The organism is Tateyamaria sp. GN1-10, from assembly GCF_055693845.1.
On sequence record NZ_JBVFUR010000004.1, the window covers coordinates 1,241,275 to 1,267,841 of the forward strand.

The window sequence follows — 26,567 nt, forward strand, 5'->3', positions numbered from 1 at the left end:
CGTGCCGCAACCCCTACCATTTTGAATTCCATGTCAGAAAACGTCTCACCACTGCTCGAGATGCATTATATCTCCAAGCACTTCGGCGCCACAAAGGCCCTCGAAAAGGTCGACTTCGTCTGCAACGCCGGGGAAGTCCATGCCATTCTGGGGGAAAACGGAGCCGGAAAATCCACACTGATGAAGCTTATTGCAGGCGTATTGCAGCCCACGCAAGGCCAGCTGTGTGTGGACGGGCAGAACGTTTCTCTGAACAGTCCCCAGGCGGCTTTGAAACATGGGCTCGTGTGCATGTTTCAGGAGCTGTCTCTGGTGCCGGATCTGACGGTTCGGGAGAATTTGCTTCTCGGTTCTCCGGGTGCCGGGATCGGGTGGCTCAGTGGCGACAGGCTGGGTAGGACGCAGGACATTCTTGCCCGCATAGATGGCGCGCAGATCAAGATGGGCATGCGGGTAGCGGACCTGACCCTGCCGCAACGCCAACAGGTCGAGATCGCAAAGGCGATCATGAAGCGTCCCCGCCTGCTGATCCTTGACGAGGCGACCTCTGCGCTGAGCGCCTCGGTCGTGGACCGTGTGTTCGAGCTTGTGCGCGAAGAACGCGACAATGGCACCGCCATTCTGTTCATTTCCCATCGCTTCCACGAAATCGAGGCCTTGGCGGACCGGGTGTCGGTTTTTCGCAACGGTCAACGCGTGGAGACCTTCATGAAAGGCGCGTATGACTACGCGGAGATCATCAACATGATGGTCGGTCAGAAGATTGAGGAACTGTTCCCGGCAAAGATCCCGGCCGATAGTGATGCCGAAATCGTGCTGGACGTTCGCAATTTTTCTTGGGACGGCCGGGTGCACGATATCAACCTCAGCGTCCGCCGCGGCCAGATCGTGGGTCTGGGCGGGCTGGACGGGCAGGGGCAAAGCGCGTTCCTGATGGGGCTGTTCGGGCTGCTGCGCAAGACCGAGGGCACGACCGCCATCGGCGGCGCGTCGACGGACATCAACAGCCCCAAGCAGGCCAAGAGGCAAGACATTTCCTTAGCCTATATCCCTGAGGATCGCAAAACCGAAGGGCTGATCCTAGATCAGAGCATTCGCGAGAACCTCGAGCTCGCCGCCCTTGGCCGCTCGGATCTGGATGCCGGGGACATGGCGCTCTATGCTGGGTCGCTGGATCAACTGGCGCTGAAACATGGCGGGCTCGACTTGCCGGTGTCGTCGCTTTCGGGAGGAAATCAGCAGAAAGTCGTTCTGGCAAAGTGGTTGGCCTTGAAACCGCGCTGTCTGCTGCTTGCCGATCCGACACGTGGTATCGATGTGAAGACTAAGACCCAGATCTACGCCATCTTGCGCAAGCTGGCCGATCAAGGCACGGCCATTGTCCTTCTGAGTACGGATTATGAAGAGCTGATCCAGCTTTGCGACGAGACCCATGTTTTCTTTGAAGGCGAGATAGTTGCCTCGCTGACCGACGATGACCTGACGCCGGAGAATATCATTGCTGCCACGCTCAACGTGGCGTCCAAATCGCGGGCGGCCCATGCTTGACTACATGAAATCGAACCGGCGCGAGATGATCGCGGGTGTCGTCCTGATCGCGCTTCTGGCCACCTATCTTGGCACGCATCCGCGCGGCGCATCGACCTATGTGATGACCATCTGGGCCAATCAGTGCCTGATCCTCGGTCTCGCCGCCTGTGCCCAGTTCTTTGCTGTCGTTGTTCGGGGGATCGACTTGTCAGTTGGGGCCGTTATGACACTGACCAATTGTGTTGCGTCCTACCTGCTTGATGGTTCTGTCTTGGGTATCGCATTCGGCATGGTCGCCGTTGTCGCTGTCGGGGCGCTCTGCGGTTTGTTGAATGGGGTGATCATCGTCTATGGCCGCATTCAGCCCATCGTCGTGACACTGGCGACGGCTTCCATTTTTGTCGGCGCTGCGCTCCTGTTACGGCCGACACCGGGTGGCGCAGTAAATTACGATCTGGCGGATGCCGTAACGCTTGATGTGTTGGGCATACCCACGGCCCTGATCATCACATTCGTCGCCGTGGTCGGGTTCTGGCTGCCGTTCAGACGCACAGGGCTGGGCCTGGGGCTTTACGCTCTTGGCTCATCGGAACAGGCGGCGTTTCAATCGGGGATCAATACCAAGCTCACCCGTCTGGCTGCCTTCACCCTCGCAGGTATCTTCGGCGGTCTGGCCGGGCTGTTCTACAGCTTTGTGACGACCACGGGCGATGCCGGGATTGCGGCAGGCTTCACATTGAATTCCATTGCTGCCGTGGTGCTGGGCGGGGTTCTGCTGCGCGGCGGTGTAGGGTCGTTGATCGGGGCACTCGCGGGGGCTTTCATTCTGAAGACCATCGCCTCGCTGATGTTCTTTTCCGGCATCCCCTCTCTCGCGCAGCCGCTGTTCGAGGGTATGATCCTTGCGGCTGCGATCGCCATCGGAGGGGCAGACGTGCTGCGCGCTCGCAACAAGCTGGAGGTGTTTTCCTGATGCTGCGCACCCTCTCGATCGACAGCCTCATGCCCTATGCCGGGGTCGTGCTCCTGATCATCGGCGGCAGTTTCTTCTTCCCGCAGGTGCTGAGCGCAGATTACCTGTCACAGCAGTTGCAGATCGCGGCGTTTCTTGGCCTTCTGGCCACTGGGGCCACCATCGTTATCCTGCTCGGCCATATCGATCTGTCCGTGCCATGGGTTCTGACCGGAGCGGCCATTCTGTCGACGGCACTGGTCGGGTCCGGCAACCCGGTCATGAGCGCGCTTGCAGTGCCGGCGGCCCTGGCCTTCGGGGCGCTGATCGGCATCGTCAACGGCCTTGGTGTGGCGATCCTTCGCATCCCCTCGATGGTCTGGACGCTGGCCGTCAATTCGATGCTGCTGGGCCTTGCGGTTCTGAACACTGGAGGTTTCAACCCACGCGGAGAGTCGAGCCCGCTGATGATCGCCATGGCGTCCGGCAATCTCCTTGGCCTGCCGATCAGTTTTCTGATCTGGATCGCCCTGTCTATCGCTTTGGCGTGGTTTCTGACGCGCACTCCGTTCGGGCGCTATCTGCGTTCCATCGGATTCAACGAAAAAGCCACCTTCCTGTCCGGTGTTTCCACACCTTCCGTGGTGTCCGCCGCCTTCGCCATTGCGGGCATGTGCTCGGCCCTGGGTGGTGTGATGCTGGCAGGCTACGCCAATCAGGCCTACCAGAGCATGGGCGATCCGTTCCTGCTGCCCACCATCGCGGCCGTGGTGATCGGCGGCACGTCCATCCTTGGCGGACGCGGCGGGCTTTTTGGCACCATCGGCGGCGCCTTGTTCATCACTCTGCTGACGTCGATCCTGTCGGTGATGCAGATCGAGGATGCATGGCGCAACATCATCTTTGGCACCATCATTCTTGTCATGCTGCTGTTTCAGACATTGCGAAAAGGAGCCGCCCTATGACAGCGCCCCGCTTCGTCGCCGTTGATCCGACGTTCGACACCTTCGTCGACACGTCCCGCCCGCCTGAGCAAATTGTCCAAGGCTGCATCTGGACGGAAGGGCCGGTCTGGCTTGATGCTCAGTTATTTTTCAACGACATCCCGAACAAGCGCATGATGCGCTGGAGCGAAGCCAGTGGTGCGCAGATGGCACTGGAGAACAGCGAATTTGCCAATGGCAACACGCTGGATCAGTCCGGGCGCATGGTGTCGTGCGAGCATGGCGGGCGGCGTGTGATCCGGCGGCATGATCCGATGGATGTCGGCGATGTGGACGTGATTGCCGCGCATTTCGACGGCAAGCGGCTGAACTCGCCCAACGACGTGGTGGTTCGCTCGGATGGTTCCGTGTGGTTCACAGATCCGCCCTATGGCATCAACTCCGACATTGAAGGCTATCCGGCAGACAGCGAAATTGGCGGCTGCTACGTGTTCTGCGCGGCAGCGGACGGGACGCTTCATGCGGTTGAGACGGATTTCGACAAGCCCAACGGTCTTGCGTTTTCTCCCGATGAGAGCCGTCTTTACGTTGCCGATTCCGGCGCAATCCGGGGCGCGAGCTTTCCCGGCATCGACTATGATCTGCCCCACCACATCCGGGTGTTCGACGTGGACGGTGTGACGCTGTCCAACGCACGTGTCTTTGCCGTGATCGCCCCCGGTGTACCGGACGGTTTTCGGGTGGATCACGAGGGCTATGTCTGGACGTCGGCGCTTGACGGAGTTCATTGCCTGTCGCCCGAGGGCGCGCTCATTGGAAAGATCTGGCTGCCGCAACAAACGTCCAACCTTTGCTTTGGCGGAGCGGACGGCCAAACCATGTTCATCACCTCGTCAGACAAGGTTTACCGCGTCCACACCACGCGGCGCGATGCGGCCCATGTTCTGGCCCGACGGAAAGGGAGCCTGTCATGAGCCTCAATATCGCCGTCGTGGGATTGGGATCGATGGGCTACGGCATCGCTATGTCATGCCTGCGGGCTGGGTGCTCTGTGCATGGGGTCGATGTGGTGCCTGAAACCACCGCGCGCTTTGTGGCGGAGGGGGGCGAGGATACCCCGCTCGCAGGCGTGTTGCCCTCGCTGGATGCAGTGGTTGTCGTGGTACTGAATGCCGCACAGGTCGAAAGCGTGCTTTTCGGAGAGGACGGTCTTGTCGCGCATCTGCGTCCCGGTGCGCTTGTCATGGCTTGCGCCACGATGCCGCCGGACTTCGCAAGGGATATGGAAGAGTGCTGTGCAGCGCGCGAGGTCCACTACCTCGATGCGCCGATCTCGGGCGGGTCCGTCAAGGCGACCGAGGGACGGCTCAGCGTTATGGCGTCTGGTACTGCCGCGGCATTCGCTGCCGCCGATCCGATTCTTGAAGCCACCGCCGAGACGGTCTTCCGCCTAGGCGATGCCGCAGGCGCCGGATCCGCAATGAAGGCGGTGAACCAGCTGCTGGCGGGCGTCCACATCGCGACCATGGCCGAAGCTCTCACCTTCGGGATGACCCAAGATATCGACCCCGGGACTTTCGTTGAGGTCATCACAAAATGTGCAGGCAATTCGTGGATGCTGGAGAACCGCGCACCCCATGTGGTAGCGGGCGACTACACGCCCCACAGCCAGATCAATATCTGGCCCAAAGATCTCGGGATCGTGCTGGAAGCCGCAAAGTCAGTCGGCTTTGACGCGCCCATCACCGAAACAGCGCTGGCGCAGTATGCCCGCGCGGTGGACATGGGGCTTGGACACCAGGATGACGCTGCCGTTGCCAAGGTCTATGCGGAAAAGGCGGGGCTGGTCTTGCCGAAAGCGCGCTCATGAGACTCGGGTGCATCGGCGACGATTTCACCGGCTCAAGCGATCTCGCAAACACGCTGGCCAAGCAGGGCATGCGCGTGGTGCAGTATTCGGGCATCCCGGCGAAACCTGCTACGGCAGACGTCGAGGCTGGGGTGGTCGCGCTCAAATCCCGCTCGATCGACCCTGCGGGCGCGATTGCGCAATCGCTTGCTGCGCTGGAGTGGCTTCAGGATCAGAGATGCACGCAGTTCTTCTTCAAATACTGCTCCACATTCGATTCAACGCCTAAGGGGAACATTGGCCCGGTGGCGGATGCTTTGGCCGACGCTCTCGATGCCGACCGTGTCATTATTTGCCCCGCCTTTCCCGGTACCGGGCGGTCCGTCTATCAGGGGTATCTGTTTGTGAACGACACGCCGCTCCATGAAAGCGGAATGGAGAACCATCCGCTGACGCCCATGACAGATGCCGATCTACATAGGTGGATGGCACCCCAGAGCAAATATGCGATCGGGCATGTTTCGGCGCAGGCGGTCTTTGTTGGTGCAGACGCGATTGCCGAAAGGCTCAAAGCCGAGCATGCGGCAGGCAAAAGGCACATCGTGGTCGATGCAATCCGCGACGAAGACTTGATGCAGATCGGTCGCGCAGCGGCCAACCTGAAGCTGGTGACAGGCGGCTCAGGCGTCGCCCTTGAGCTGCCTGCGAATTTCGGGTGCACGCCGGGCACACCGGACTGGGAAGGACAGTCCGGTCCCGTGCTTGCAATCTCTGGCTCCTGCTCTTCTGCTACACGGGCGCAAGTGGCACAGCATGCCGCGCGCAACCCGGTGCGTGAGGTTCTGGCGGAAGAGATCATCGAAGGTGCGTCACACCGGTAGCCATGCGCGATTGGGCAATGGAGCAAACGGGTATCCCACTGGTCTACAGCAGCGCAGATCCGGACGCCGTGACGTCCGTGCAGGGCCGCTTTGGACGCGAAGTGGCTGCTGACGCAATCGACGGCTTCTTTGCCGAGCTGGCCAAGTTGGCGGTTGCCGCCGGGGTTACCCGGATCATCACCGCAGGGGGCGAGACATCGGGGGCCGTGATCGAGGCGCTGGACCTTGGCGAGCTTCGCATCGGGCCCGAGATTGATCCGGGCGTGCCGGCTTTGCGCGCTGCTCCTGAGCTTGTCGTGGCGCTTAAGTCGGGCAACTTCGGAGCAGAAGATTTCTTCCAGAAGGCGGCCGGGGTGCTTAGCGCATGAGTGATGCGAGGCTGCGCGAGACGATCTGCATGATAGCTAAATCGCTCTACGACCGTTGCCTGACCCATGGATCGACGGGCAATATCTCGGCCCGTACCGAAGATGGCGGTCTATTGGTGTCGCCTACCGGCACCAGCTTTGGTCGTCTAGATCCCGCACGGCTGAGCCGGTTCGACGCAAACAGGCGGCAGACCAGCGGGGCATCGCCCACAAAGGAGATGCCACTGCATACCGCATTCTACGACACCCGCAGCACGGCGGGCGCGGTGGTCCATCTTCATTCATGCCATTCCGTGGCCTTGTCGCTCCTGCTCGACGCGGACGAAGATTGCTTCCTGCCGCCGCCGACACCGTATGCCATCATGCAACTGGGCCGCGTGAAGCTTCTGCCCTTTTTCATGCCCGGCGATTCCGCGATGGGCGAGGCCGTGCGCGGACTTGCGGGAAAGCGCGCGGCGGTGATGCTGGCCAATCACGGCCCGGTGGTTGCGGGCAAGACGGTGGAGGCGGCCAGCAATGCCATCGAAGAGCTCGAAGCGACGGCACGCCTTGCGTTGATGATGCGGGGGCTTCCTTCATAGGCCCTGTCTGCCGATCAGGTCTCGCAAGTGGTCACCAAATTCGATGTGGAGTGGGACACGTGATCCAATTCTCGGCTTTCTGTGGGCGGACCGCGCGCTGCCGGAGGCGATCTACGCGGCGCATGCGGCCGGGTTCGAGGCGGTCGAGTGCCACTGGCCCTATGACACGCCAGCGAAGGAGGTGCGGGCCGCCCTGTACGAGACAGGCCTTCCGATGCTTGGCCTGACCACGCCTCGCGGCAAGCCCGGCGAAAACGGCCTTGCGGCACTTCCCGGTCGCGAGGCCGAGGCACGCGCCACCATCGATGAGGCGATTTCGTATGCTGATGCGATTGACGCGCGTGCCATCCACATCATGGCCGGGTACTCCGACGGAGACGAGGCGCGCCAGACATTCGAGCGCAACCTGACCTATGCCACAGGGCAGACGGACCGCATGGTGCTGATCGAACCTTTGAACCGGCATGATGCGTCAGGCTATTTTCTAGGCACCACCGATCAGGCGCGCCATCATCGAACGTGTCAACGCGCCGAACCTCAGGCTTATGTTCAATTGTTATCACATCGGCAGGACAGAGGGTGATGTGATGACCCGGTTGACCGACCTGTTGCCTGTGATCGGCCATATCCAATTCGCGTCCGTGCCGGACAGAGGTGCTCCGGATCATGGCGAGCTGAGCTATAAGGCCATCTTCGCGCATAACTGCTGCGTCACTCAGATCACCAGAACTGCCTTGGGGGTTCGACAGGTCTCTCCACCCAATCCTACCACCTCCGATTCCCACACCACCCGGCAAGCGGTCACTCAGGCAGCGTGGCTACATATTCCACTGACAAATTTGCACTCACAAACCCGACACGGACCAAAAGCCTGAGCGTGGTGTGCCAGTGCAAGTCGAGATATGTTGCGACCTGATTGACCGTTTGTGATGCTAGGACGGCATCGGCCAGTTCTTTCTGGGAAAGCATGCGCCTAGGGCGTCCGCGATATACCGTTAGCCCCATAGACTTGAACAGCCTTCGGAGCGTTAAGAAAGTGAGACCATTAATCTTTGCCACCGCTTTACAGTTTTGCTGACGCTGGTATTGACGATATAGATCAGACACATAGTCAATCGCCGCGAGCCGTAGGAGCTTCCGCGTAAGGAGGCTCCCAAGGCGGAAATGTCGACTAAGTTCCAGGAGTGACGTCGATCTTCGATAAGCATGTCTGATGTCTGAGTGGGACCGCAAGCTCCACCCTCCGCATGGATGGGCAATCGCAATCCATTGCCCTCAATCATCATGGAATTCGCTGACTTTGCTGACCAAGCTCAGGTCTCTTGGCTTGCTGAACCGTAAAGCCTCAGTTCTGGCTGTGCAAACCTGCTCCCAAAAACTGCATGGCAGGGTTGTCGAAACCACGCTTCTAAAGGGCAGGATTTTGGTTTAACTGCCGCTCAGAAACAACCTGAACCTGTGAGTATGGCAAGATGAACAGCACTTTCAAAATTGTAAGAGATGCATCCCTTCTCATTGCAGTCACAGTCCTCGCCGTTGCGGGGAACGTGGCGCTGTTGATGATGTAAAGCTGAACTGAATACGTTGCACACTTGCCTCGTTCCACCAACGCGGTCGCGATGTGCACATGCAGAGAACCGCGCCAAAAACTGGTGCGGTTTTTTTACATTTGATTACAGCCGCTACTCTTGCCTTGGACCCGCGTCAGTCGACATCCGTGGCGTTTCAAACGAGCGATAGCAAACCTCAGTCCGCCCTTGAAACTGCTCTGCAGCGTGCTCCTTCCGCCGCGCCGATGACAGCCGAGCGCACCCGATTCTTCGCGCTATCTGATGGTTTGCCAAGCCCGCACAAGATTAAATTTTTGGGAAAGCCAGCGCCTCTGATTTCGTCGGTTCAAAAATGTGAGCATCAAGAAATCATCTTAGAAACAATGCATTGAAGCGCTCTTGGGTAACACAATTACGCCCGAAATCCACTCCTGCTCAGCAACGCAAAACATTCTCTTGCCAGCTAATAAACTAGCACCCTATGGTTATCCGTAGGGTAACCTATGTTTAAGAGTTGCCGCCAGCTCACCAACTCAAAAACCAACAGGAGGACAAAATGTCATTCAACACTCGCCTCACCATGATGACTGCGGCAGTCGCATTGATCACATCCACTGCAGCGGCGCAGGATGTACGCTTGCGCATTGCCGGGACTGTGCCGGCAGAGCATTTCGGAAACGCTGTTCTGGAACAAATGGCACAGGACATGGAGGATGCAGATGTTGGCCTGAAAGTGAAATACTTCCCCGCTGGTCAACTTGGTTCGGGCGAGGAACTTCTGGAGAGCGCGATCAGGGGCAATGTGGATATGGTCCATGCCACGGTCTATGCACAAAAGGATCCACGGCTGGAAATCAACAGCCTGCCTTTCCTTGTGACGACGAAAGAAGAGTTAGACGCGGTCTACGGTGACCCGAACTCTGAGTACAACAAGATCCTAGAAGAGATCCTGACATCCTTTGGCATCCAGCCTCTGGGTACAATAGGCGAAGGCCTGATTGGCATGATTGCCACCGAACGTCCGGAAAACCCGACTGCAATCGACAATCAGGGCATGAACGTGCGTGCCTGGTCCTCGCAGATCGCAAAACAAACAATGGAAGAGCTGGGGTATCAGGTCACGACACTGAACTGGGCCGAAGTGTTTCCGGCAGTACAGGCTGGCACCATCGATGGTGCGATCTGCTGCACGCCCGAATGGGCCTACACCACCTTTGCAGCAAGTGATGTTGGCAACACCTATGTACCCTACAATGCCTTCATCGAAAGCACGATGATTTACGCCAATCAGGACTTCTACAACGAGTTGAATGACGAACAGCGCGCTGTCGTTGACAAGGAGACGGCAGAAGCGGCGGCTGAGATCAGCCAGCTGGCCTGGGAGCGCAGCCAAGGCTTCGTCGATCAGCTCAAGGATGCGAATTGGGAAGTTGTCGAGTTCACGCAAGATGAGCGCGACGCCATTAAAGCACACATTCAGACCACTGTCTGGCCGAACGTCGCCGATGTCGTTGGCCAAGATATCCTGGACCGCCTGACCGCGAACTGAACCCTTGCGAAGTGGGCCATCTCTCCCCGGTCCACTTCGCCCAATTGGAGGTGCACACGTGGTGAAACTCGCTGATCAACTTCCCCCTAGGCTGGGAGCCACGGTCAGGCGGCTGCTGAAACTCAAGTCAGCCTTCCTGATCATTTCAACTTTCATCCTCGCACTGACTTTCTTTCTAGTCGTATTGCTCAGATACGTCCTTCAGAGTGATCTGTTTGCTTATGAAGAGTGGCTGATGCCGATGTGCTTCTGGCTATTCTTCCTAGGCAGCGCAGTTGGCACCTACGAAGACAGCCAGATCAAGGCTGACATTCTGGAAAGCTGGTTCAAGAACCCTGTTTTCATCTGGTGGCGGCGCACAATTCTAACGTCGGTCGAGCTGTTGGTGACTGTATTCCTGGTCTACTGGGCAGCTTTGATGCTACGGGATGAGATCGCATCATACCCGCAATGGCAGACGACCATTGCTTTGCGCATTCCGTTCTTTGTGCCGCGGTTTGGCATATTTGCCGGCTTTGTTTTCATGGCCCTCTACAGTGCACTGCACCTCTACGTCCTGTTGCGACTGGGGACTGAAGGCGTAGTGAAACGCATGGCCCCTGAGGACCTTTCGCCCACATCCGAAAGGGAACAGGCACAATGATTATCGGAATTTCTGTTCTCCTCATTTGCGTTTTGCTCTTTGCAGGCGTTGCGGTCCCTATCGCATTCGGTGGCGTGTTGTTATTTCTCGCCTACACAGGCGGGCATGACGTGTCGGGGTTCATGCCCACCGGTCACTGGAAGATGAACACCGTTGTGATCCTGGTGATACCGCTGTTCATCCTTGCCGGTGACATCATGAAAAACGGCCGCATTGCGTCACCTATTGTGGATCTGGCCGAGATGCTCTTGGGGCGCATTCGTGGTGGACTATCCGGCGCGTCCGTCGTTGCAAGCGCGATGTTCGGAGCGATCTCGGGCAGCGGGGCGGCAACACTGACCTGCATCGGTTCGGTGATGATGCCGCATCTGCGCAAGGCCAACTATCCAGACGGTTTCTCGGCCGCATTGTTGGTTGCGGCAAGTCCCCTCGGCCTACTGATCCCGCCAAGTTCGGCGCAGCTTATCTATGCTTGGATTACGCAGCAATCGGTCCTGAAATGCTTTCTCGCTACCGTGGTGCCGGGCATCATCGTCGCGTCCCTGCTGGTGATCATCAACCTGATCATGATGCGCAAGCAAACCGACATCATCTTACCCGAGGACAAGGAACAGTTCGTGCGCGCCTTCAGCCGCAAGACGTTCATCGCCATGCCAGCCTTGATGATGCCGGTCATCATCCTCGGTGGCATATACGGCGGGATCATGACCCCGACCGAAGCAGCAGGTGTCGCCGTCCTTTATGCAATTCCGATTGGCTTCTTCGTCTACCGGGGCCTGACATGGAACGTGTTCTTGGACACGCTCAAGGAATCCGGTGTCACCATTGGCGTCGTCATGGTGATGATTTTTATGGTGCTGATCGTCAGCCGCTTCCTGATCTTCGAAGACATACCCGGCATGGCCGAAGAGTTGATCTTCTCAATCTCCGACAACCCGATTGTCGTGTTGCTGATGATCAACCTGACAATGATCCTGATCGGCATGATCATGGATGATTTCAGCGGCCTGATCCTCAGCGCGACATTGCTCTTGCCCATTGCCAAAAGTGTGGGCATCGACCCGATCCACTTTGCCGCCATTCTGGGGGTCAACTTGGGCATGGGCAACATCACGCCACCCACGGCACCGCTGTTGTTCCTGGGTGCACGCGTGACCGGAGCACCGGTCGAACGCATGTTGTGGCCGACCATGATCTTTATCCTGTTCGCCTGGATGCCCACACTGGCGCTGACCACGTTCATCCCCGAAGTGGCACTCTGGTTGCCTGAACTGTTGCTTGGTTAACGAGGGGTGCGAAGATGACACGTCACTTTTCTGCATTTGGTGTTTTTCGAGAAGGCCTGCGGGGGCACAAAGGCTGGGCGCCCATGTGGCGTAGCCCGGCCCCCAAGCTGAAATATGACGTCGTGATCGTTGGCGGTGGTGGCCACGGGCTCGCTACTGCCTACTACCTTGCCAAGAACCATGGCATGTCTCGCATCGCTGTTGTTGAAAAGGGCTGGTTGGGCGGCGGGAACACAGGCCGCAACACCACCGTCATTCGGTCGAACTACTTTTATCCCGAAAGCACCGCGCTCTACGATCTTTCGGTGCGCCTATATGAGGGGCTGTCGCGCGATATCAACTACAATGTCATGTTCTCGCAGCGCGGCATGATGGTGCTGTCCCATTCCGAGTCCGAGATGGAGATCGCGGCACGCACCGTGAACGCCATGAAGCTGAATGGCGCAGATGCCGAGCTGCTGGACGCAAGGGACGTACAGAAAAAAGCCCCCATCCTGAATTATCGCGATGACGCGCGTTACCCGATCCATGGCGCAATCTGGCAAGGTCGCGGTGGCACAGGTCGCCATGACGCGGTGGCGTGGGGCTATGCGCGCGCAGCGGACCAGCTGGGCGTGGACATTATCCAGAATTGCGAAGTCACCGGTTTCCTGATCGAGGGTGGCACCTGCAAGGGTGTCGAGACAACGCAGGGTGTGATCCGCGCGGGCCGCGTCGGTGTTGCGACTGCCGGGCATTCCTCGGTGCTCGCACAGATGGGGGGATACAAGCTGCCGCTGCATTCCTACGCACTGCAGGCATTCGTGACCGAGGCGATCAAGCCAGTGATGGATACGGTCGCCTTTTCCCCCATGACAGGCAGCTATTTCAGCCAATCCGACAAGGGCGGCCTGGTGATCGGGGGTGGGCTTGACCGCATTCCGTCATATGCCCAACGCGGCAACACCCCAGAGCAGGAAAACGTGCTGTCGGGCATCATCGACATGGCCCCGGCATTGGCCAAGGTCAAACTGCTGCGCCACTGGGCCGGGATCGTGGACGTCAGTCCTGACAGCTCACCACTGATCGGGCCCTCCGGCACAGATGGCATCTTCGTCAACTGCGGTTGGGGAACGGGTGGTTTCAAGGCCATCCCGGCCGGTGGCTATCTATTCGCTCATCTTCTGGCCAACGGGGCGCACCATGAGATCAGCCGGCCCTTCGACCTCAATCGCTTCGGCACCGGCGCCTTGATCGACGAAGCAGCCGGGTCTGGCATCGCACACTGAAAAGAGAGGTTCATGCAACAGTTTCCCTGTCCTTTTTGCGGCCTGCGTGACGAACGGGAATTTCATTTCTCGGGCGAAGCGGGAAATATCCGGCCCGATACCACGCAGCCTGTCAGTGACGCAGATTGGCGCGACTACCTTTACACGCACGAAAACCCCAAGGGCGTTTCGCGCGAAATCTGGGTGCATACCACCTGCCAGGAATACTTTATGATGGAGCGAGACACGGTGACCATGGCCGTGATCGGCACACAGCAGATGCGCAGGGACACTGCATGACCGGGTGCCGCGTTGAACAAGGTGGGCTGATCGACCGGACCCGCGCGCTGTCGTTCAGTTTTGACGGCATGACGTATCAAGGGTTTGAAGGGGACACTATCGCCTCGGCCCTGTTGGCTGCGGGCGTGCGCATCCTGGGTCGCAGCTTCAAGTATCACCGGCCTCGCGGCCTTTGGGGCGCATGGTTCGATGATCCTAACGCTATCGTCGATATCCGCCTGGGCGGCATAGACTATCCCAATTGCCAAGCTGCCACGACACGCCTGACAGAGGGTATGCAGGTGCGCGCCGTCAACGCATGGCCAGATGCCCGCCGAGATGTGAAGGGTGTGCTGGACCTCGCACACCGTTTCCTGCCCGCCGGGTTTTACTACAAGATGTTCATGTGGCCCGACTGGCACTTGTTCGAACCGACCATTCGCAAGATGGCAGGACTTGGTATTCTGAGCCCGGATGTGCAAGACGGGTTCCAATCGGCGATCCTGCACGATCATTGCGACACCCTGGTTATTGGCGGTGGTGTCGCAGGGTTGACGGCGGCGCGCGCTGCGGCAGAGGCGGGGAGATCCGTTTTGCTGGTCGATGACCATCCGGCACCGGGCGAGAGTTTGTATTGCAACCAACATGGGAATGACAGTCAGCTTTGGGTCAAAGCGCAAATTGCTGCAATCAGGACAGCTGGCGGACGTATCCTGTGCAATACGACCGCAGTCGGGGTCTACGACCACCAATTCGTTTCGGTCGCGACCGACCGGGGGATAGGACATGCACCAATTGTCCGCAAATTGCGCCCAGCGAGGATCATTTTGGCCACTGGAGCGATCGATCGCCCCGTCACCTTTGCCAACAACGATCGTCCTGGTGTCATGTCGCTTGGGGCGGCAACGGAGTTCCTCGGGCGTTACGGCGTGTTGGCAGGGCAAGAAATCGTCGTTCTCAGCAACCGACCTGAGACATACACAGCTATAGAAGATCTGCGCGCTGCCGGGGCCGCGGTGGCGCGTTTCGACCCGACCAGCGCAGCAACCGCAATAGGTGGGCGCGTGGTCAAAGCTATAAAGTTAGACGGTCGGACATATGCTTGCGACACGATCCTGACTTCGGCGGGCCTGACACCGTTGATCCATCTATGGCGACACGCGGGCGGCAAGTTGGAATGGGACAATGGGCGGCAGACCTTCGTGCCAGCGGATGGACCGGACTGGATGCGTGTCGTGGGGGCGGCGAATGGCACCTTTTCTCAGGAGGTCGCGATGACCGAAGCGCGTCATGCGGCACTCGACCAACCGGTTCCGACACGCAGTGTTTATCACCTGCTACCCTCACTGCCCGATCCAACGTCCAGGGGGCGTCAATGGATTGACCTGCAACATGACGTGACACTCAAGGACGTGGTGTTGGCGCATCGCGAAAACATGGTCTCGGTTGAACATCTGAAGCGCTACACGACGCTTGGCATGGCTGGCGATCAAGGAAAGACATCAAGCATTTCCGGTCTTTCCGCCATGGCGCATCTCAAGGGGGAAACCATCCCAGAAACAGGCACAACGACATTTCGCCCGCCATTCGTGCCAATCCCGCTTGAAGCTTATAGGGGCGCGCGACGTGATCGGCAAATGGCACCGCTCAAGCGCCTTACACTGGAGCCCGAGCACCGCGCGCTGGACGCGGCCCTTGGTGAATACGGTGGCTGGCTGCGCCCTGCCTGGTACGGTGGAGATGGCGAGCGTGCAGCCGTTGAGCGGGAATGCCGCATGGCACGTGAGGCCGCTGCCATCATGGACGGTTCGGCCCTTGGCGCGATCGAAGTGATCGGGCCGGACGCTCGTACATTCGTCAATTTCATCTACTACAACACCATTTCGAACCTGAAATCAGGGCGCATTCGTTATGGATTCATGCTGACGGAAGCCGGACTGGTTTTCGATGACGGCGTTTTGGCCTGTATCGATGACAACCGGTTCGTCATTTCGTGCTCATCGTCTCACGCGGACGCGGTGATGGCGCATCTGGAACATTGGCGGCAGGACAGTTTCGATCCGATGCGAGTTCACATTCACGACACCACACAAAACTGGTCGACCGTCACTATTGCGGGCCCAAAGGCTAAGGCCATCGTAGCCGGACTTGGTGTCTTGGACAGTTTGGATGATTTTCAGCACATGTCGCTGCGCCTTGGCACCTTCGAAGGTGCTCCCACCCGCGTTGCACGGGTCAGTTTTACCGGTGACACCAGTTTCGAAGTTTCTGTCCAAAACATATCCGCATCGGCCTTGTGGAACAAAGCTATCGCTATCGGTGCGCCGCTGGGTGCCGGACCCGTGGGCGCCGAGGCGCTGACGGTCCTGAGAGCCGAAAAGGGTTATATCCTGGTGGGTAAAGATACAGACGGTGAAACTATGCCGCATGACTTGGGCTTTGCCGCGCCACGCTTGCGCAAGACAGCTGCATTTGTGGGTGATCGGAGCTTGCATTCTGACACGGCCAACCGGGCAGATCGCAAGTCTCTTGTCGGCCTTACAGTTGGTCCCTCAGAGGATCCGCTACCAATCGGTGCACATGTCGTCGAAACCTCTGGCAGTGACGGCGGCCTCAAATCCATTGGCTATGTCACATCCAGCCACCACAGCCCGATACTGGGACAGCCTGTGGCGCTCGCCCTTGTCAGCGGTGGAGCGGAGGCGATGGGAAAACGTGTGGATATCTGGCACATGGGACAGACCCGTTTTGCTGAGATTGCATCCCCTTGCGCCTTTGACCCTGAAGGAGCGCGCATCGATGCGTGACGATCGCAACAAATGGCCTCCGGTCAGAAATGGGGAGCGTGAGCCCCTTATCGGTTGCGGTGTGCAGGCGCACAGGATTCAAGTCCAACGTCAGACCGTTTTGAGCGGTGCCTTGGACAATTGCCTGCAGTTGATCAATGCAACATCTGCAGTCGCGGGTGGAGAGGATCAAGCAGTGGGCAACACATACGCCCTTCGGCAGCGCCGCGACCGCGTGCTGGCTGTCAATGGGCCAGCGCTTGAGGATGGATGGCACGCGACACATGGAGTTGCCGTTTCGGACATGTCATCGGCCTATGCCTTAGTTGAACTCTCAGGGGAAAATGCGGTGCACGTCATTGCAACAGGCACAGAGTTTGTCCCTGACCAGCTCTCGGCCTCTGTTTCGCGGTTGTGGCACGGTTTCGGCAACCTGCTGTATCGTCATGGACCAGATGACGCTTACCGTATGCATGTCAGATCAGCGCAGTTTGAAGCCGTGTGGGAGATGTTGGACCGTCAGATGACGGCCCTGCGTGGCGTCATTCCGGAACATGCGGCGACTGATCAACTGGCGCTCGCAGGTGACGATGCTATTTTGCCATACAATAAAGCCATCTAAAGGACAGGCACCTGTATTGGAAACCTTGAGCACCAAAAAAAGAGCGCCAAAGTCAGGGTCGATTTCCGCTCAGGATTGGATTGATGCCTCGCGCGCGGTTCTCATCAAGCGTGGCATTTCTGCGGTGAAGGTTGAGCCGTTGGCAAAGCAACTTGGGGTGACGCCGGGGAGCTTCTACTGGCACTTCAAGAACCGGGACGCGCTCTACCGAGCGTTATTGAAAGACTGGTTGGCCACAAATGTTCGGCCCTTTTTCGAAGCGTTGGATGACGCCGCTGATGAACCACGTGCACAGTACCTCGCACTTGCATATGTGTGGGTATTGAACCCGCAATTCGATGCCCCTTTGGATGTTGCAATCCGCGAGTGGGGCAAAACGTCAAAGCTGGCCGCGCGCACTATGCGCTTTGTCGATCACAAGAGGATCTCTCTCTATCAGTGGGTGTTCGAAGGTTTCGGGCATGACGGTCTTTCAGCCTTAGTCAGGGCTCGCACGATGTATTTCCATCAGATCGGGTACTACGCGATGCGTGTGCAGGAAGATCCGGAAAGGCGCCTGCTGCAAATCCCACACTACGCCGAAATAATTGCTGGGGACACGTGGCTGAGAGACCTGAAATCAGCCGAAGATATCAAGTCTGCCCTCGTGAACTATCCGCGGCGGGAAACGCTGGCCGATCGCATCGCGCGCGGACGGGTATCAGGTCGACGCTAGCCAGGAACATCCGGAAAGACGTGGGCCTGCTTGACCACGCCGTAGACAAAGCTGGTGTCGATTGAGTTGATGCATCCGATCTCATGCAAACGCTTGCGGACAAAACGTTCGTAATCCTCCAGGTCTTCCGCAACGACGCGCAAAAGGTAATCTGCCGCGCCGGTCATGACATAGCACTCCAGCACCTCAGGGATTCTGCGCACTTCATCTTCGAACTGCGCAACTATGTCGCCGGTATGCCCATTGAGTGTAACACGTACGAACACCGTCACAGGCAACCCATACGCCTTTGCATCGACATCCACACTGTACCCCCGGATCACCCCCTTTTGCTCGAGGTTTCTCAGCCGCCGCAGGCAGGGTGACGGGGACAAATTGACCGCCTCCGCCAAGTCAAGATTCGTCATCCTGCCATTCCTTTGCAGGGCCTGAATTATCTTACGATCCGTTGGGTCTATTTTTGGAGTTTTTGGCATTATTTGCTAATATCGGTTCCATTTGGAGTTAAAATAGCCACCTAATGCTCGATGATCCACCCTAATATCCTTGTATTCTGCAGGGGTATCTACGATGAAAACCAAATCAGCCGGCTTTTCAACACGCGCGATCCACCACGGTTATGATGCGGCCACGCATCAGGGGGCGCTGAACCCCCCATTGTACCTGACATCGACTTTCACCTTCGAAACCGCGGAAGCAGGTGGCGCGATGTTCGCGGGCGAGCAGGCCGGACATTTCTACAGCCGCATCTCAAACCCCACTCTCGAACAGTTGGAAGACCGTATTGCCAATCTCGAAGGTGCGGCGGCCGGGTTGGCAACGGCGTCTGGCATGGGAGCGATCACGTCGGTTTTCTGGACCTTCGTCGCGGCAGGCGATGAAGTGATCATCGACAAGACGCTCTATGGTTGCACCTTTGCCTTCCTCAGCCACGGGCTGACCAAGTTTGACGTCAAGGTCACTCCCGTCGACATGAGTGATCCGGCCAATCTTGAGGCCGTGCTGACGCCCCGCACCAAGGTCGTCTATTTCGAAACCCCAGCAAATCCAAACAACCGGCTGGTAGACATCGCCGCCGTCTCCAAGCTCGCGCATGGTGTGGGGGCCAAGGTGGTCGTCGACAACACCTATGCCACGCCCGTGGTGACCCGCCCGCTGGAACATGGTGCGGACATTGTATTGCATTCGGCCACCAAATATCTGGGAGGTCATGGCGATCTGGTGGCCGGGCTGGTGGCAGGTTCGACCGAGGATATCAAACAGGTCCGTCTGGTGGGCCTCAAAGATATGACCGGCGCGGTCATGTCACCCTTTACTGCGATGCTTGTCCTGCGCGGGCTCAAAACGCTGGAACTAAGGGTCGAACGCCATTCTCAATCCGCGATGAAGGTCGCGCAAGCGCTCGAAAGCCACCCGGCGGTTGCGCGCGTGCACTACCCAGGCCTTGACAGCTTTCCTCAGGCAGAGCTGGCCAAGCGGCAGATGGCGCAATCCGGCGGCATGATCCCGTTCGAGGTCGCGGGCGGAAAACAAGGCGGCATGACCATGATGAACCGACTGAAGTTGATCCAACGTGCGGTCAGCCTGGGCGACGCGGAAAGCCTGATCCAGCACCCGGCCAGTATGACCCATTCCACCTACACGCCCGAAGAACGCGCCGAACACGGCATTGCCGAAGGGCTCGTGCGTCTGTCCGTCGGTCTGGAGACAGTCGATGATATCATTGACGACCTGATGACCGCTTTGTCCCAACACAACGCAATTGCCGCGGAATGACATCCGCACGCCCCGACCGGAGACATATCCATGACCAAGAAACCTCTATTCGGTGACACCACCAGCCAAGCCGCTACGCGCAATCCGGGCATGTGGATCAACGAGTTGGATCGCAACCGCCGCTCCGGCCCGTTCCTGAGCGCGCATCCGATGGACGGTATGGGCATGTCGACCAAGGCGGTGCATGCGGGCACCCATGACGACCCGCGCACCGGCGCGGTGGGCACGCCGATCTACCAGACGTCGACCTTCATCCTGCACGAGGAAACCTATGGGTCGATCGAAGAAGGCTTCGGACGCGACCGGTTCATCTACACGCGCTATGGCAACCCTTCGCAATGGGCTGTGCAAGAAAAGCTTGCGACACTCGAAGGAGCAGAAAGCGCCATTGTATTCAGCTCAGGTATGGCGGCGATCACCGCCGCGGTGATGGCGCTGGTAGATAAGGGCGCGCATGTGGTGGCCGCCAGCGACCTTTATGGCGGCACGTACAATCTCTTCAATCAGGAGTTTCCGTCGCTCGGCATGTCCGCCACACTTGTGGACAGCTATGACCTCGAAGCGATTGAGGCAGCGATCCAGCCCGACACCCAGATACTTTACTTCGAAGTGATCACCAATCCGGTGCTCAAAGTCGTCGATATCCCCGCTCTTGTGGATATCGCCAAGCGTCACAATCTGCGCCTGATTGTCGACAGCACCTTCGCCCCGCCGCCGGTGATGAAACCCCTGGAACTCGGGGTGGATCTAGTGGTGCACTCGGCTTCCAAATACCTCAACGGGCACTCCGACCTGATCGCTGGCGTCGTCTGCGGGTCGCGTAAGTTGGTCGATATGGTCTGGCCCCGCCTGTTGAACTACGGCGGGTCACTGGATCCGCATGCCTGTTTCCTGCTGGAGCGGGGGCTGAAGACGCTCGACATCCGCATGAAGGCGCACGAGGCAAGCGCGACGGCGCTGGCCACGTTCCTGGAAACGCACCCGGCGGTGGAAAACGTCCTCTATCCCATGCTGCCCAGCCACCCCGACCACGCCCGTGTCAAGGAACTGATGAAGATGGGCACCGGCAGTGTGACCTTCTTTGTCAAAGGTGGGGACCAGGCGGCGCTGGCACTGCTTGACCATCTCAAGCTGCCGAAACAGGCCACCAGCCTTGGTGGGATCGAAAGCCTGATCAGCCTTCCATTCAATTCGTCACAGGCCACAATGACAGCGCGCCAACGCGCCGAGATCGGCATTCACCCGGGCTGCGTCCGCCTGTCGGTGGGTATCGAGGATGCCGACGACCTGATTGCTGATTTTGACCAAGCTCTCAACGCCATCTCCGCTATGAAAGGTGCTGCATAATGCGCAACTCTATCCCCACCGCCGCCCTGAGTGAATTTGTCAACGAAGTTGCCGGTGATCCCGAAGAGGGTCTGATGAGCTATGGGATCGAGATCGATTGGGAAAGTGGAACCCGCGCCCGAACCTCGACCAAGCCGATGCTTGTCGGTCCGCATAAGATCAGCCGCTCTTTCACATGGAAAGCGGATGAGCCGCGGCAACTGATGGGAAACAATCATGGACCCAACCCGCAGGAACTGCTGCTGTCAGGCCTTGGGTCCTGCATGATGGTGGCCTTTGTCGCCGGGGCCACGGCGGAGGGCATCCAGCTTGAATCGGTCAAAATCGACTTTGACGGCACCCTTGATCTGCGCGGTTTCATGGGACTTGCCTCCAACGCGCCCGTGGGCTTCCCCGAGATCAACTACACGATCTACGTGACCGGTGATGGCACACCCGAGCAGTTCGAAGATCTGCACAAGAAAGCGGTCAAGCACAGTCCCAATGCGCAAACGATCATGAACCCGGTATCGCTGACCGGCGATATCGTGACCACACAAATCGAAGATTAACACCGCTGACCGGAGACGCACCATGACGACCGAGCTCGCCCATCTCAAGACCGTCGAGCAACTGCTGCTGTGGCATTCGCATTGGATGATCCACCACGCGAACCATATCCGCCCCAAGGTTGACGGGATCAAGATTGGCGGGCACCAGGCCAGTTCGGCATCGATGGTGTCGATCATGACGGCGCTCTATTTCTCGGCGCTGAAGCCACAGGACCGGGTGGCCGTCAAACCGCACGCCTCTCCAGTGTTTCACGCAGCACAATATCTGATGGGCAACCAGACACGCGAAAAGATGGAAGATTTCCGCGGCCTTGGTGGGGTGCAAAGCTATCCAAGCCGGACCAAGGACATCGATGATGTCGATTTCTCAACCGGCTCTGTGGGACTAGGGGTTGCGATCACCTCATTTGCATCGATCATTCAGGACTATATCGCGACCAAGTCTTGGGGCACGGGCGCGCCGATGGGACGCATGGTGGCTTTGGTCGGTGATGCCGAACTAGACGAAGGCAACATTTACGAGGCACTGCAGGAAGGGTGGAAAAACGACCTGCGCAACACATGGTGGATCATCGATTACAACCGCCAATCGCTCGACGGAATCGTGCGCGAAGGGCTATTCGAACGTATCGAGAAGATATTTGACGCCTTTGGTTGGGACGTTGTGCGCATCAAACACGGTGCCCTGCAACGGGCGGCGTTCGAAGAACAGGGTGGTGACAAGCTGCGTGACTGGATCGACACCTGCCCGAACCAGGAATATTCGGCGCTCACCTTCATGGGGGGGCAGTCTGGCGCAAGCGGTTGATGGATGATCTGGGGGATCAGGGCGCGGTCTCGGCCCTTATCGACCGGCGCAGCGATGACGAGTTGGCGACCCTGATGGAGAACTTGGGCGGCAACTGCGTGCAGACGATGGCCGATACATTCGCCTCCATCGATCATGACCGTCCCACCTGTTTCCTTGCTTACACAATCAAGGGCTGGGGTACGCCGATTGCGGGCCACAAGGACAACCATGGCGGCCTGATGAACAAGGCCCAATTTGCTGAATGGCAAAAGCATATGGGTGTGCCCAAGGGGCAGGAGTGGGACCGTTTCGCAGGCGACGACGACGTTGCGAGTCTCGAAGGCTTCTTGAAACGCGTAGCCTTCTTTGCCGCAGGACCGCGCCGTTTTGCCGACGCCAAGGTGCCGGTGCCCGCGGTCAATTTCAGCACCGACCGTGAAATCTCGACCCAAGCCGCGTTTGGCAAGATCCTTGATGATCTGTCCAAGGGTGACAGCGATCTCGCCGCGCGGATTGTGACCACCTCACCGGATGTAACAGGCACCACGGGTCTGGCGTCTTGGGTAAACCGGCGCAAGCTTTTTGCACGGTCCGAACAGGCGGATGCCTTTATCGAACATCGCATTCCATCCACGGCAAAATGGGCCTTTACCCCCGAAGGGCAGCATATCGAACTGGGCATTGCAGAGATGAACCTGTTCCTGCTTCTCGGCGCAGCCGGCCTGTCCCATTCGCTCTTTGGCAAGCGGTTGCTGCCCATCGGAACGGTTTATGACCCGTTCGTCTGCCGGGGCCTCGATGCGCTGAACTACGCCTGCTATCAAGATGCACGGTTCATGATCGTGGGCACGCCATCGGGTGTCACGCTCGCCCCCGAAGGCGGCGCGCACCAATCCATCGGCACCCCTCTCATCGGGATAAGCCAGGACGGCTTGGCTGCTTTCGAACCCGCTTTTGCGGATGAGCTGGCGGTGATCATGGAGTGGGCCTTCGACTACATGCAGCGCGATGGCGAGGGTGATCCCGATGAGCGTACCTGGTTGAGGGATGAAACCGGGGGCAGCGTTTATCTCCGCCTGACCACGAACCCAATCGAACAACCGGGCAAACGTCGCGATGACGCGTTTCGCCAAGGAGCCATCGATGGGGCATATTGGTTGCGGGAACCGGGACCGAATTGCGATGTGGTGATCGCTTATCAAGGCGCTGTGGCCACCGAAGCCATACGTGCCGCTGGTATTATTGGCGAAGGTCGTCGCGATGTGGGCGTATTGGCGGTGACGTCCGCCGATAGGCTCAACGCGGGTTGGACCGCAGCTCAACGGGCACGGTCCCGCGGCGCCAAACACGCGCAATCGCATATCGAGACACTGATGAAGGCTTTGCCGCCACATTGCAAGATTGTCACCACCATCGACGGCCATCCCGCAACACTGGCCTGGCTAGGGGGCGTGAAAGGACACCAGACCATCTCTCTTGGGGTGGAGCATTTCGGACAAACCGGGACGATCGGCGATCTATATCGGCATCACGGGCTTGATGCCGCGTCGATTGTCAAAAAGGTGCAAGGATTGACTGATGGACGTTGTATTCGCCTGCCAGTTTCCATGTGAATGGCTCATATGTCAGCATCGCGCGCCCAAGACCGTGATGCTTAAAACTCTGCCCTTCGATGGCGTGTAACACTGGCTAGAGTTACGTAAATGGCGCATTTACACACGGTCAGAAAAACGAAATGTTGGTGTAAAGGTGGATAGCCATGCGTGGATGGGATTGCCAAGTTTTCAGAAACTAGTTCTCTAAGTGTAAAAAACTAAAAAATCGGCAGGCGAAACCAGCGCCTTGAATATGCTTTTTTGTTGTTCGTACGGCGAATCCGGATCACCCAACACGAAAACACTCACCTCAGAGAAGCTGCTCATCGTTCTTCGGACATGTCATTTGTAGAGCTTCTTGCAGGCTTTGACGATTGTCTTGCGGTGCTTGACGGAATAAGTTTTCTTTCCTCAAGCGAAACTAGGCGATGGCGATATGTCGTCTGACAATCTGCGGGAAGTTGCCTTTTCTGTTGCACGGCTTCGATGATTTTGAGTTCGAAACTGTCCAAAGGAGCAGCGCAGCGACGTGTTGCAGGGGCCGAGTGTCCTTGCGCAAGGGACGGCCCAAAGTTGTCTTTCGTCGATGGACGTTTTGGCTGTGGTGCGGCCGCTCAAAGCAGACCTTGATGGTCTGTGCAGAATTCCGTGAAGGCTTACGGTCGCAATGGCGGGACAAAACTGACTTCTGGTCCGGCGGAGCCAAGAGTTGCTTTCTTGAGTTTCGATTATTTGAAACGTTCTGGGTCGACGCAAAATGATTTGAGTTTTGAGTAAACGGTCGTCGGAGCGATCCCGAGCATAGCTGCTGCTCCTTGCTTACCCGATACTTTTCCTTTGGCACGTCTTAGCGCGTTCTCGAGGTTTTTGCGCTCGAATGTGCGCAACTCTTCGCCGGTGAGTACAACGTCCGATTTTTGTGGTGAAACAGTGTCCGAGAGCTGGAAATCAAATTTTAATCGCCCACCTTGTGCCAAGATTGCAGCCCGTTCGATAACATTTTCCAACTCACGAATATTGCCTGGCCAGGAATACTGTTCCAGGGCTTCGATGTTGGATCGCGATAGCCGGGTCTGCGGCAGTCTGAGCCGTCGTGTTGTACGATCAAGAAAGTGTTTTGCCAGATACGGAATGTCCTCGGGCCGATGACACAACGGCTCGCAACGAATGGAAAACAGGTTGAGCGCAAAGTATAGATCCTGACGGAAACGGCCCGCGCGGACCTCGGCCATAAGGTCGCGAGAGGTGGTTCCAATCACCGTCAGGGATACCGGTGTCTGTGCACGGTCACCCAGCCGTTGGAAATGGCCGTGCTGTAACACATCATGCAACTTTGCTTGTACGCTCCCCGGCAACTCCGCGATCTCGTCAAGATGTAGGGTGCCATTATGCGCCATGATTAGTTTGCCAGTATTGTCCCGTGTCGCACCCGAGAAGGCACCGCGACGGTAGCCAAAAAGCTCTGCTTCCAACTCCGGTGCAGACATGTGGTCACAGCTGATCCGAACCAGTGGACGGTGGCGGCGGTCGCTGGCTTCATGGATGGCGGATACAGTGAGGCTTTTTCCGGACCCTGTTGGGCCCGCCACGAGAGCATGCGCATCGCTTTTCGCGGACAAATCAATCTGAACATTTAGCGACTTGATGGCGGGAGAAACGCCCACCACCCCGGTGTGAGAGCGCGCGGAACGGATTTCTGTAAGCAGATAATCGTTTTCCTGCTCTAGCTTTACCTTCAGGTCTTCAACCTGTGCCAACGCCTCACGCAGCTTGCGTTCGTTCTCTTTCCGCTCGGTCACGTCACGAAAGATCACCACTGCGCCGGCTAGGATGCCGTGATCATAGATTGGCGTGGACACGTATTCGACCAAAATGGGCTTGCCATCCTTGCGCCAGAAGACATCGTCGTCTACGCGTACGGTCTCATCCCGACGGAAAGATGCATATATCGGGCATTGATGGGCCGGAAAATGCTCTCCGTTCAGGTGCTTGTGGTGGATGGTGGCGTGCAGGTCGCGCCCAATCAAGTCGTCTGCGGACCAGCCTAGCATCTCTTGCGCCGCGCGATTGACAAATGTCGCCTGACCCTTTCCGTTGATGCCATAGATGCCTTCACCGGCGGCCTCGAGGATCAGGTGGTTTTGTGCTTCGACTTCGCGAAAAAAGCCGTAGATATTCTTCCACTGATGCAATCCTGCCGTTTGGTGAGCTTGCTGATCAGCAATGCGGTTCCGACGACTATGCTCCTCCAGATCAAGAAAGCTGAGCAGAACGAGGCCAGGCACAACTTGGACGCCATAGGTTTGCAATTGCAGTACTGATCCGTCTTGTCCCGTAAAAACGAGCGCGCGATCTACATATGATCCGAAATGGGACACAGCATCGAAAAACACCGCTGCTGTTGAAACATCGTTGTGCAAGAGTCCCGAAAAAGATGCGCCAAGCGCCCCTTTATCAAACATGTTCAAGGCGGCAGTGTTGAACGCCACTACGCCGTCGGTCCGTGTGTTCAACAGAACCGTCGGTAAGGGGTTATGAGCAACCATTCGTTCAGAATCAGATACATCAGACATGCTCTGTAGGATCGCAGCTTACGGGAGTAGTCGATTTACGAATTTTCGTAATTCACGAAAACTCGTAACTGCTGCACGGAATTTCATCAATAATTTCAGATAAGTGCCAGATTGTGGGCGCTAGGCGGACTGTCTTTCCCAGCCAATTTCGAC

Annotated in this window: 22 protein-coding genes and 2 pseudogenes; 22 read left to right on the top strand and 2 right to left on the bottom strand. The window is 57.9% G+C overall.

The features are described 5' to 3' along the window. Positions 1–30 precede the first annotated feature (30 nt). From ACZ1HN_RS07940 to ACZ1HN_RS08025, 18 genes and pseudogenes are all read left to right on the top strand, one after another. A complete protein-coding gene (locus ACZ1HN_RS07940) occupies positions 31–1,548 on the top strand; it encodes a sugar ABC transporter ATP-binding protein (RefSeq protein WP_472727082.1) in 1,518 nt (505 codons plus the stop codon). Further along, on the top strand, positions 1,541–2,503 hold the full coding sequence (locus ACZ1HN_RS07945; RefSeq protein ID WP_472727083.1) for an ABC transporter permease: 963 nt from the start codon (positions 1,541–1,543) through the stop codon (positions 2,501–2,503). Before ACZ1HN_RS07940 ends, ACZ1HN_RS07945 begins: the two co-directional genes overlap by 8 nt. Further along, positions 2,503–3,447, top strand: a complete 945-nt coding sequence (locus tag ACZ1HN_RS07950; protein WP_472727084.1) for an ABC transporter permease — start codon at positions 2,503–2,505, stop codon at positions 3,445–3,447. Before ACZ1HN_RS07945 ends, ACZ1HN_RS07950 begins: the two co-directional genes overlap by 1 nt. Next, on the top strand, positions 3,444–4,400 hold the full coding sequence (locus ACZ1HN_RS07955; protein ID WP_472727085.1) for an SMP-30/gluconolactonase/LRE family protein: 957 nt from the start codon (positions 3,444–3,446) through the stop codon (positions 4,398–4,400). The genes ACZ1HN_RS07950 and ACZ1HN_RS07955 overlap by 4 nt, the downstream gene beginning before the upstream one ends. Continuing rightward, a complete protein-coding gene (gene ltnD / locus ACZ1HN_RS07960; protein ID WP_472727086.1) occupies positions 4,397–5,296 on the top strand; it encodes an L-threonate dehydrogenase in 900 nt (299 codons plus the stop codon). The genes ACZ1HN_RS07955 and ltnD overlap by 4 nt, the downstream gene beginning before the upstream one ends. Continuing rightward, entirely contained in the window at positions 5,293–6,156 is an 864-nt protein-coding gene (gene otnK, locus ACZ1HN_RS07965) for a 3-oxo-tetronate kinase (RefSeq protein ID WP_472727087.1), read from the top strand. Before ltnD ends, otnK begins: the two co-directional genes overlap by 4 nt. Before the next feature lie 2 nt (positions 6,157–6,158). Further along, positions 6,159–6,524: a nucleotide-binding domain containing protein gene (locus ACZ1HN_RS07970; protein WP_472727088.1), complete on the top strand. Its 366-nt coding sequence runs from the start codon at positions 6,159–6,161 to the stop codon at positions 6,522–6,524. After that, complete coding sequence (gene otnC, locus ACZ1HN_RS07975) at positions 6,521–7,105, top strand: 3-oxo-tetronate 4-phosphate decarboxylase (RefSeq protein ID WP_472727089.1); 585 nt, start codon at positions 6,521–6,523, stop codon at positions 7,103–7,105. Before ACZ1HN_RS07970 ends, otnC begins: the two co-directional genes overlap by 4 nt. 43 nt (positions 7,106–7,148) lie before the next feature. Further along, positions 7,149–7,800 (top strand): annotated as a pseudogene (locus ACZ1HN_RS07980) (hydroxypyruvate isomerase family protein); the annotation flags it as partial. Between the two features lie 932 nt (positions 7,801–8,732). Then, entirely contained in the window at positions 8,733–9,047 is a 315-nt protein-coding gene (locus ACZ1HN_RS07985) for a hypothetical protein (protein WP_472727090.1), read from the top strand. 164 nt (positions 9,048–9,211) lie between these two features. Then, positions 9,212–10,204, top strand: coding sequence for a TRAP transporter substrate-binding protein DctP (dctP, locus tag ACZ1HN_RS07990; RefSeq protein ID WP_299606139.1), 993 nt, complete (start codon positions 9,212–9,214; stop codon positions 10,202–10,204). Between the two features lie 61 nt (positions 10,205–10,265). Beyond that, positions 10,266–10,847 carry a TRAP transporter small permease gene (locus tag ACZ1HN_RS07995; protein WP_472727091.1) on the top strand — a complete coding sequence of 194 codons (582 nt, stop codon included), beginning with the start codon at positions 10,266–10,268 and terminating at the stop codon, positions 10,845–10,847. Next, positions 10,844–12,133 (top strand): TRAP transporter large permease, encoded by a 1,290-nt coding sequence (locus tag ACZ1HN_RS08000; RefSeq protein ID WP_299751579.1) that lies wholly within the window; start codon positions 10,844–10,846, stop codon positions 12,131–12,133. Before ACZ1HN_RS07995 ends, ACZ1HN_RS08000 begins: the two co-directional genes overlap by 4 nt. A 14-nt stretch (positions 12,134–12,147) precedes the next feature. Then, positions 12,148–13,401 carry a sarcosine oxidase subunit beta family protein gene (locus tag ACZ1HN_RS08005; protein WP_472727092.1) on the top strand — a complete coding sequence of 418 codons (1,254 nt, stop codon included), beginning with the start codon at positions 12,148–12,150 and terminating at the stop codon, positions 13,399–13,401. A gap of 12 nt (positions 13,402–13,413) precedes the next feature. Further along, positions 13,414–13,680, top strand: a complete 267-nt coding sequence (locus tag ACZ1HN_RS08010; RefSeq protein ID WP_299606147.1) for a sarcosine oxidase subunit delta — start codon at positions 13,414–13,416, stop codon at positions 13,678–13,680. Further along, a complete protein-coding gene (locus tag ACZ1HN_RS08015) occupies positions 13,677–16,466 on the top strand; it encodes an FAD-dependent oxidoreductase (RefSeq protein ID WP_472727093.1) in 2,790 nt (929 codons plus the stop codon). The genes ACZ1HN_RS08010 and ACZ1HN_RS08015 overlap by 4 nt, the downstream gene beginning before the upstream one ends. Further along, on the top strand, positions 16,459–17,067 hold the full coding sequence (locus ACZ1HN_RS08020; RefSeq protein WP_472727094.1) for a hypothetical protein: 609 nt from the start codon (positions 16,459–16,461) through the stop codon (positions 17,065–17,067). The genes ACZ1HN_RS08015 and ACZ1HN_RS08020 overlap by 8 nt, the downstream gene beginning before the upstream one ends. After that, entirely contained in the window at positions 17,036–17,782 is a 747-nt protein-coding gene (locus tag ACZ1HN_RS08025; RefSeq protein ID WP_472727095.1) for a TetR/AcrR family transcriptional regulator, read from the top strand. Before ACZ1HN_RS08020 ends, ACZ1HN_RS08025 begins: the two co-directional genes overlap by 32 nt. Here ACZ1HN_RS08025 and ACZ1HN_RS08030 read toward each other — a convergent pair. Then, positions 17,779–18,258, bottom strand: a complete 480-nt coding sequence (locus tag ACZ1HN_RS08030) for an Lrp/AsnC family transcriptional regulator (RefSeq protein WP_472727096.1) — start codon at positions 18,256–18,258, stop codon at positions 17,779–17,781. The two genes, ACZ1HN_RS08025 and ACZ1HN_RS08030, sit on opposite strands and share 4 nt — an antisense overlap. A 94-nt stretch (positions 18,259–18,352) precedes the next feature. Here ACZ1HN_RS08030 and ACZ1HN_RS08035 point away from each other — a divergent pair, with 94 nt between their 5' ends. The 4 genes and pseudogenes from ACZ1HN_RS08035 to ACZ1HN_RS08050 all read left to right on the top strand — a co-directional run bounded on the left by ACZ1HN_RS08035 (position 18,353) and on the right by ACZ1HN_RS08050 (position 23,859). Then, positions 18,353–19,558 (top strand): methionine gamma-lyase, encoded by a 1,206-nt coding sequence (locus ACZ1HN_RS08035; RefSeq protein ID WP_472727097.1) that lies wholly within the window; start codon positions 18,353–18,355, stop codon positions 19,556–19,558. A 30-nt stretch (positions 19,559–19,588) separates the two neighbouring features. After that, on the top strand, positions 19,589–20,905 hold the full coding sequence (locus ACZ1HN_RS08040; protein ID WP_472727098.1) for a trans-sulfuration enzyme family protein: 1,317 nt from the start codon (positions 19,589–19,591) through the stop codon (positions 20,903–20,905). Continuing rightward, the gene (locus ACZ1HN_RS08045) at positions 20,905–21,456 is read left to right on the top strand and encodes an OsmC family protein (protein WP_472727099.1); all 552 of its coding nucleotides are present in this window, start codon (positions 20,905–20,907) and stop codon (positions 21,454–21,456) included. The genes ACZ1HN_RS08040 and ACZ1HN_RS08045 overlap by 1 nt, the downstream gene beginning before the upstream one ends. A 22-nt stretch (positions 21,457–21,478) precedes the next feature. Further along, a pseudogene (locus ACZ1HN_RS08050) lies at positions 21,479–23,859 on the top strand (1-deoxy-D-xylulose-5-phosphate synthase N-terminal domain-containing protein). A 710-nt stretch (positions 23,860–24,569) separates the two neighbouring features. Here the strand turns inward: ACZ1HN_RS08050 and ACZ1HN_RS08055 are convergent. Further along, positions 24,570–26,414 (bottom strand): sigma-54 interaction domain-containing protein, encoded by a 1,845-nt coding sequence (locus ACZ1HN_RS08055; protein WP_472727100.1) that lies wholly within the window; start codon positions 26,412–26,414, stop codon positions 24,570–24,572. Positions 26,415–26,567 lie beyond the last annotated feature (153 nt).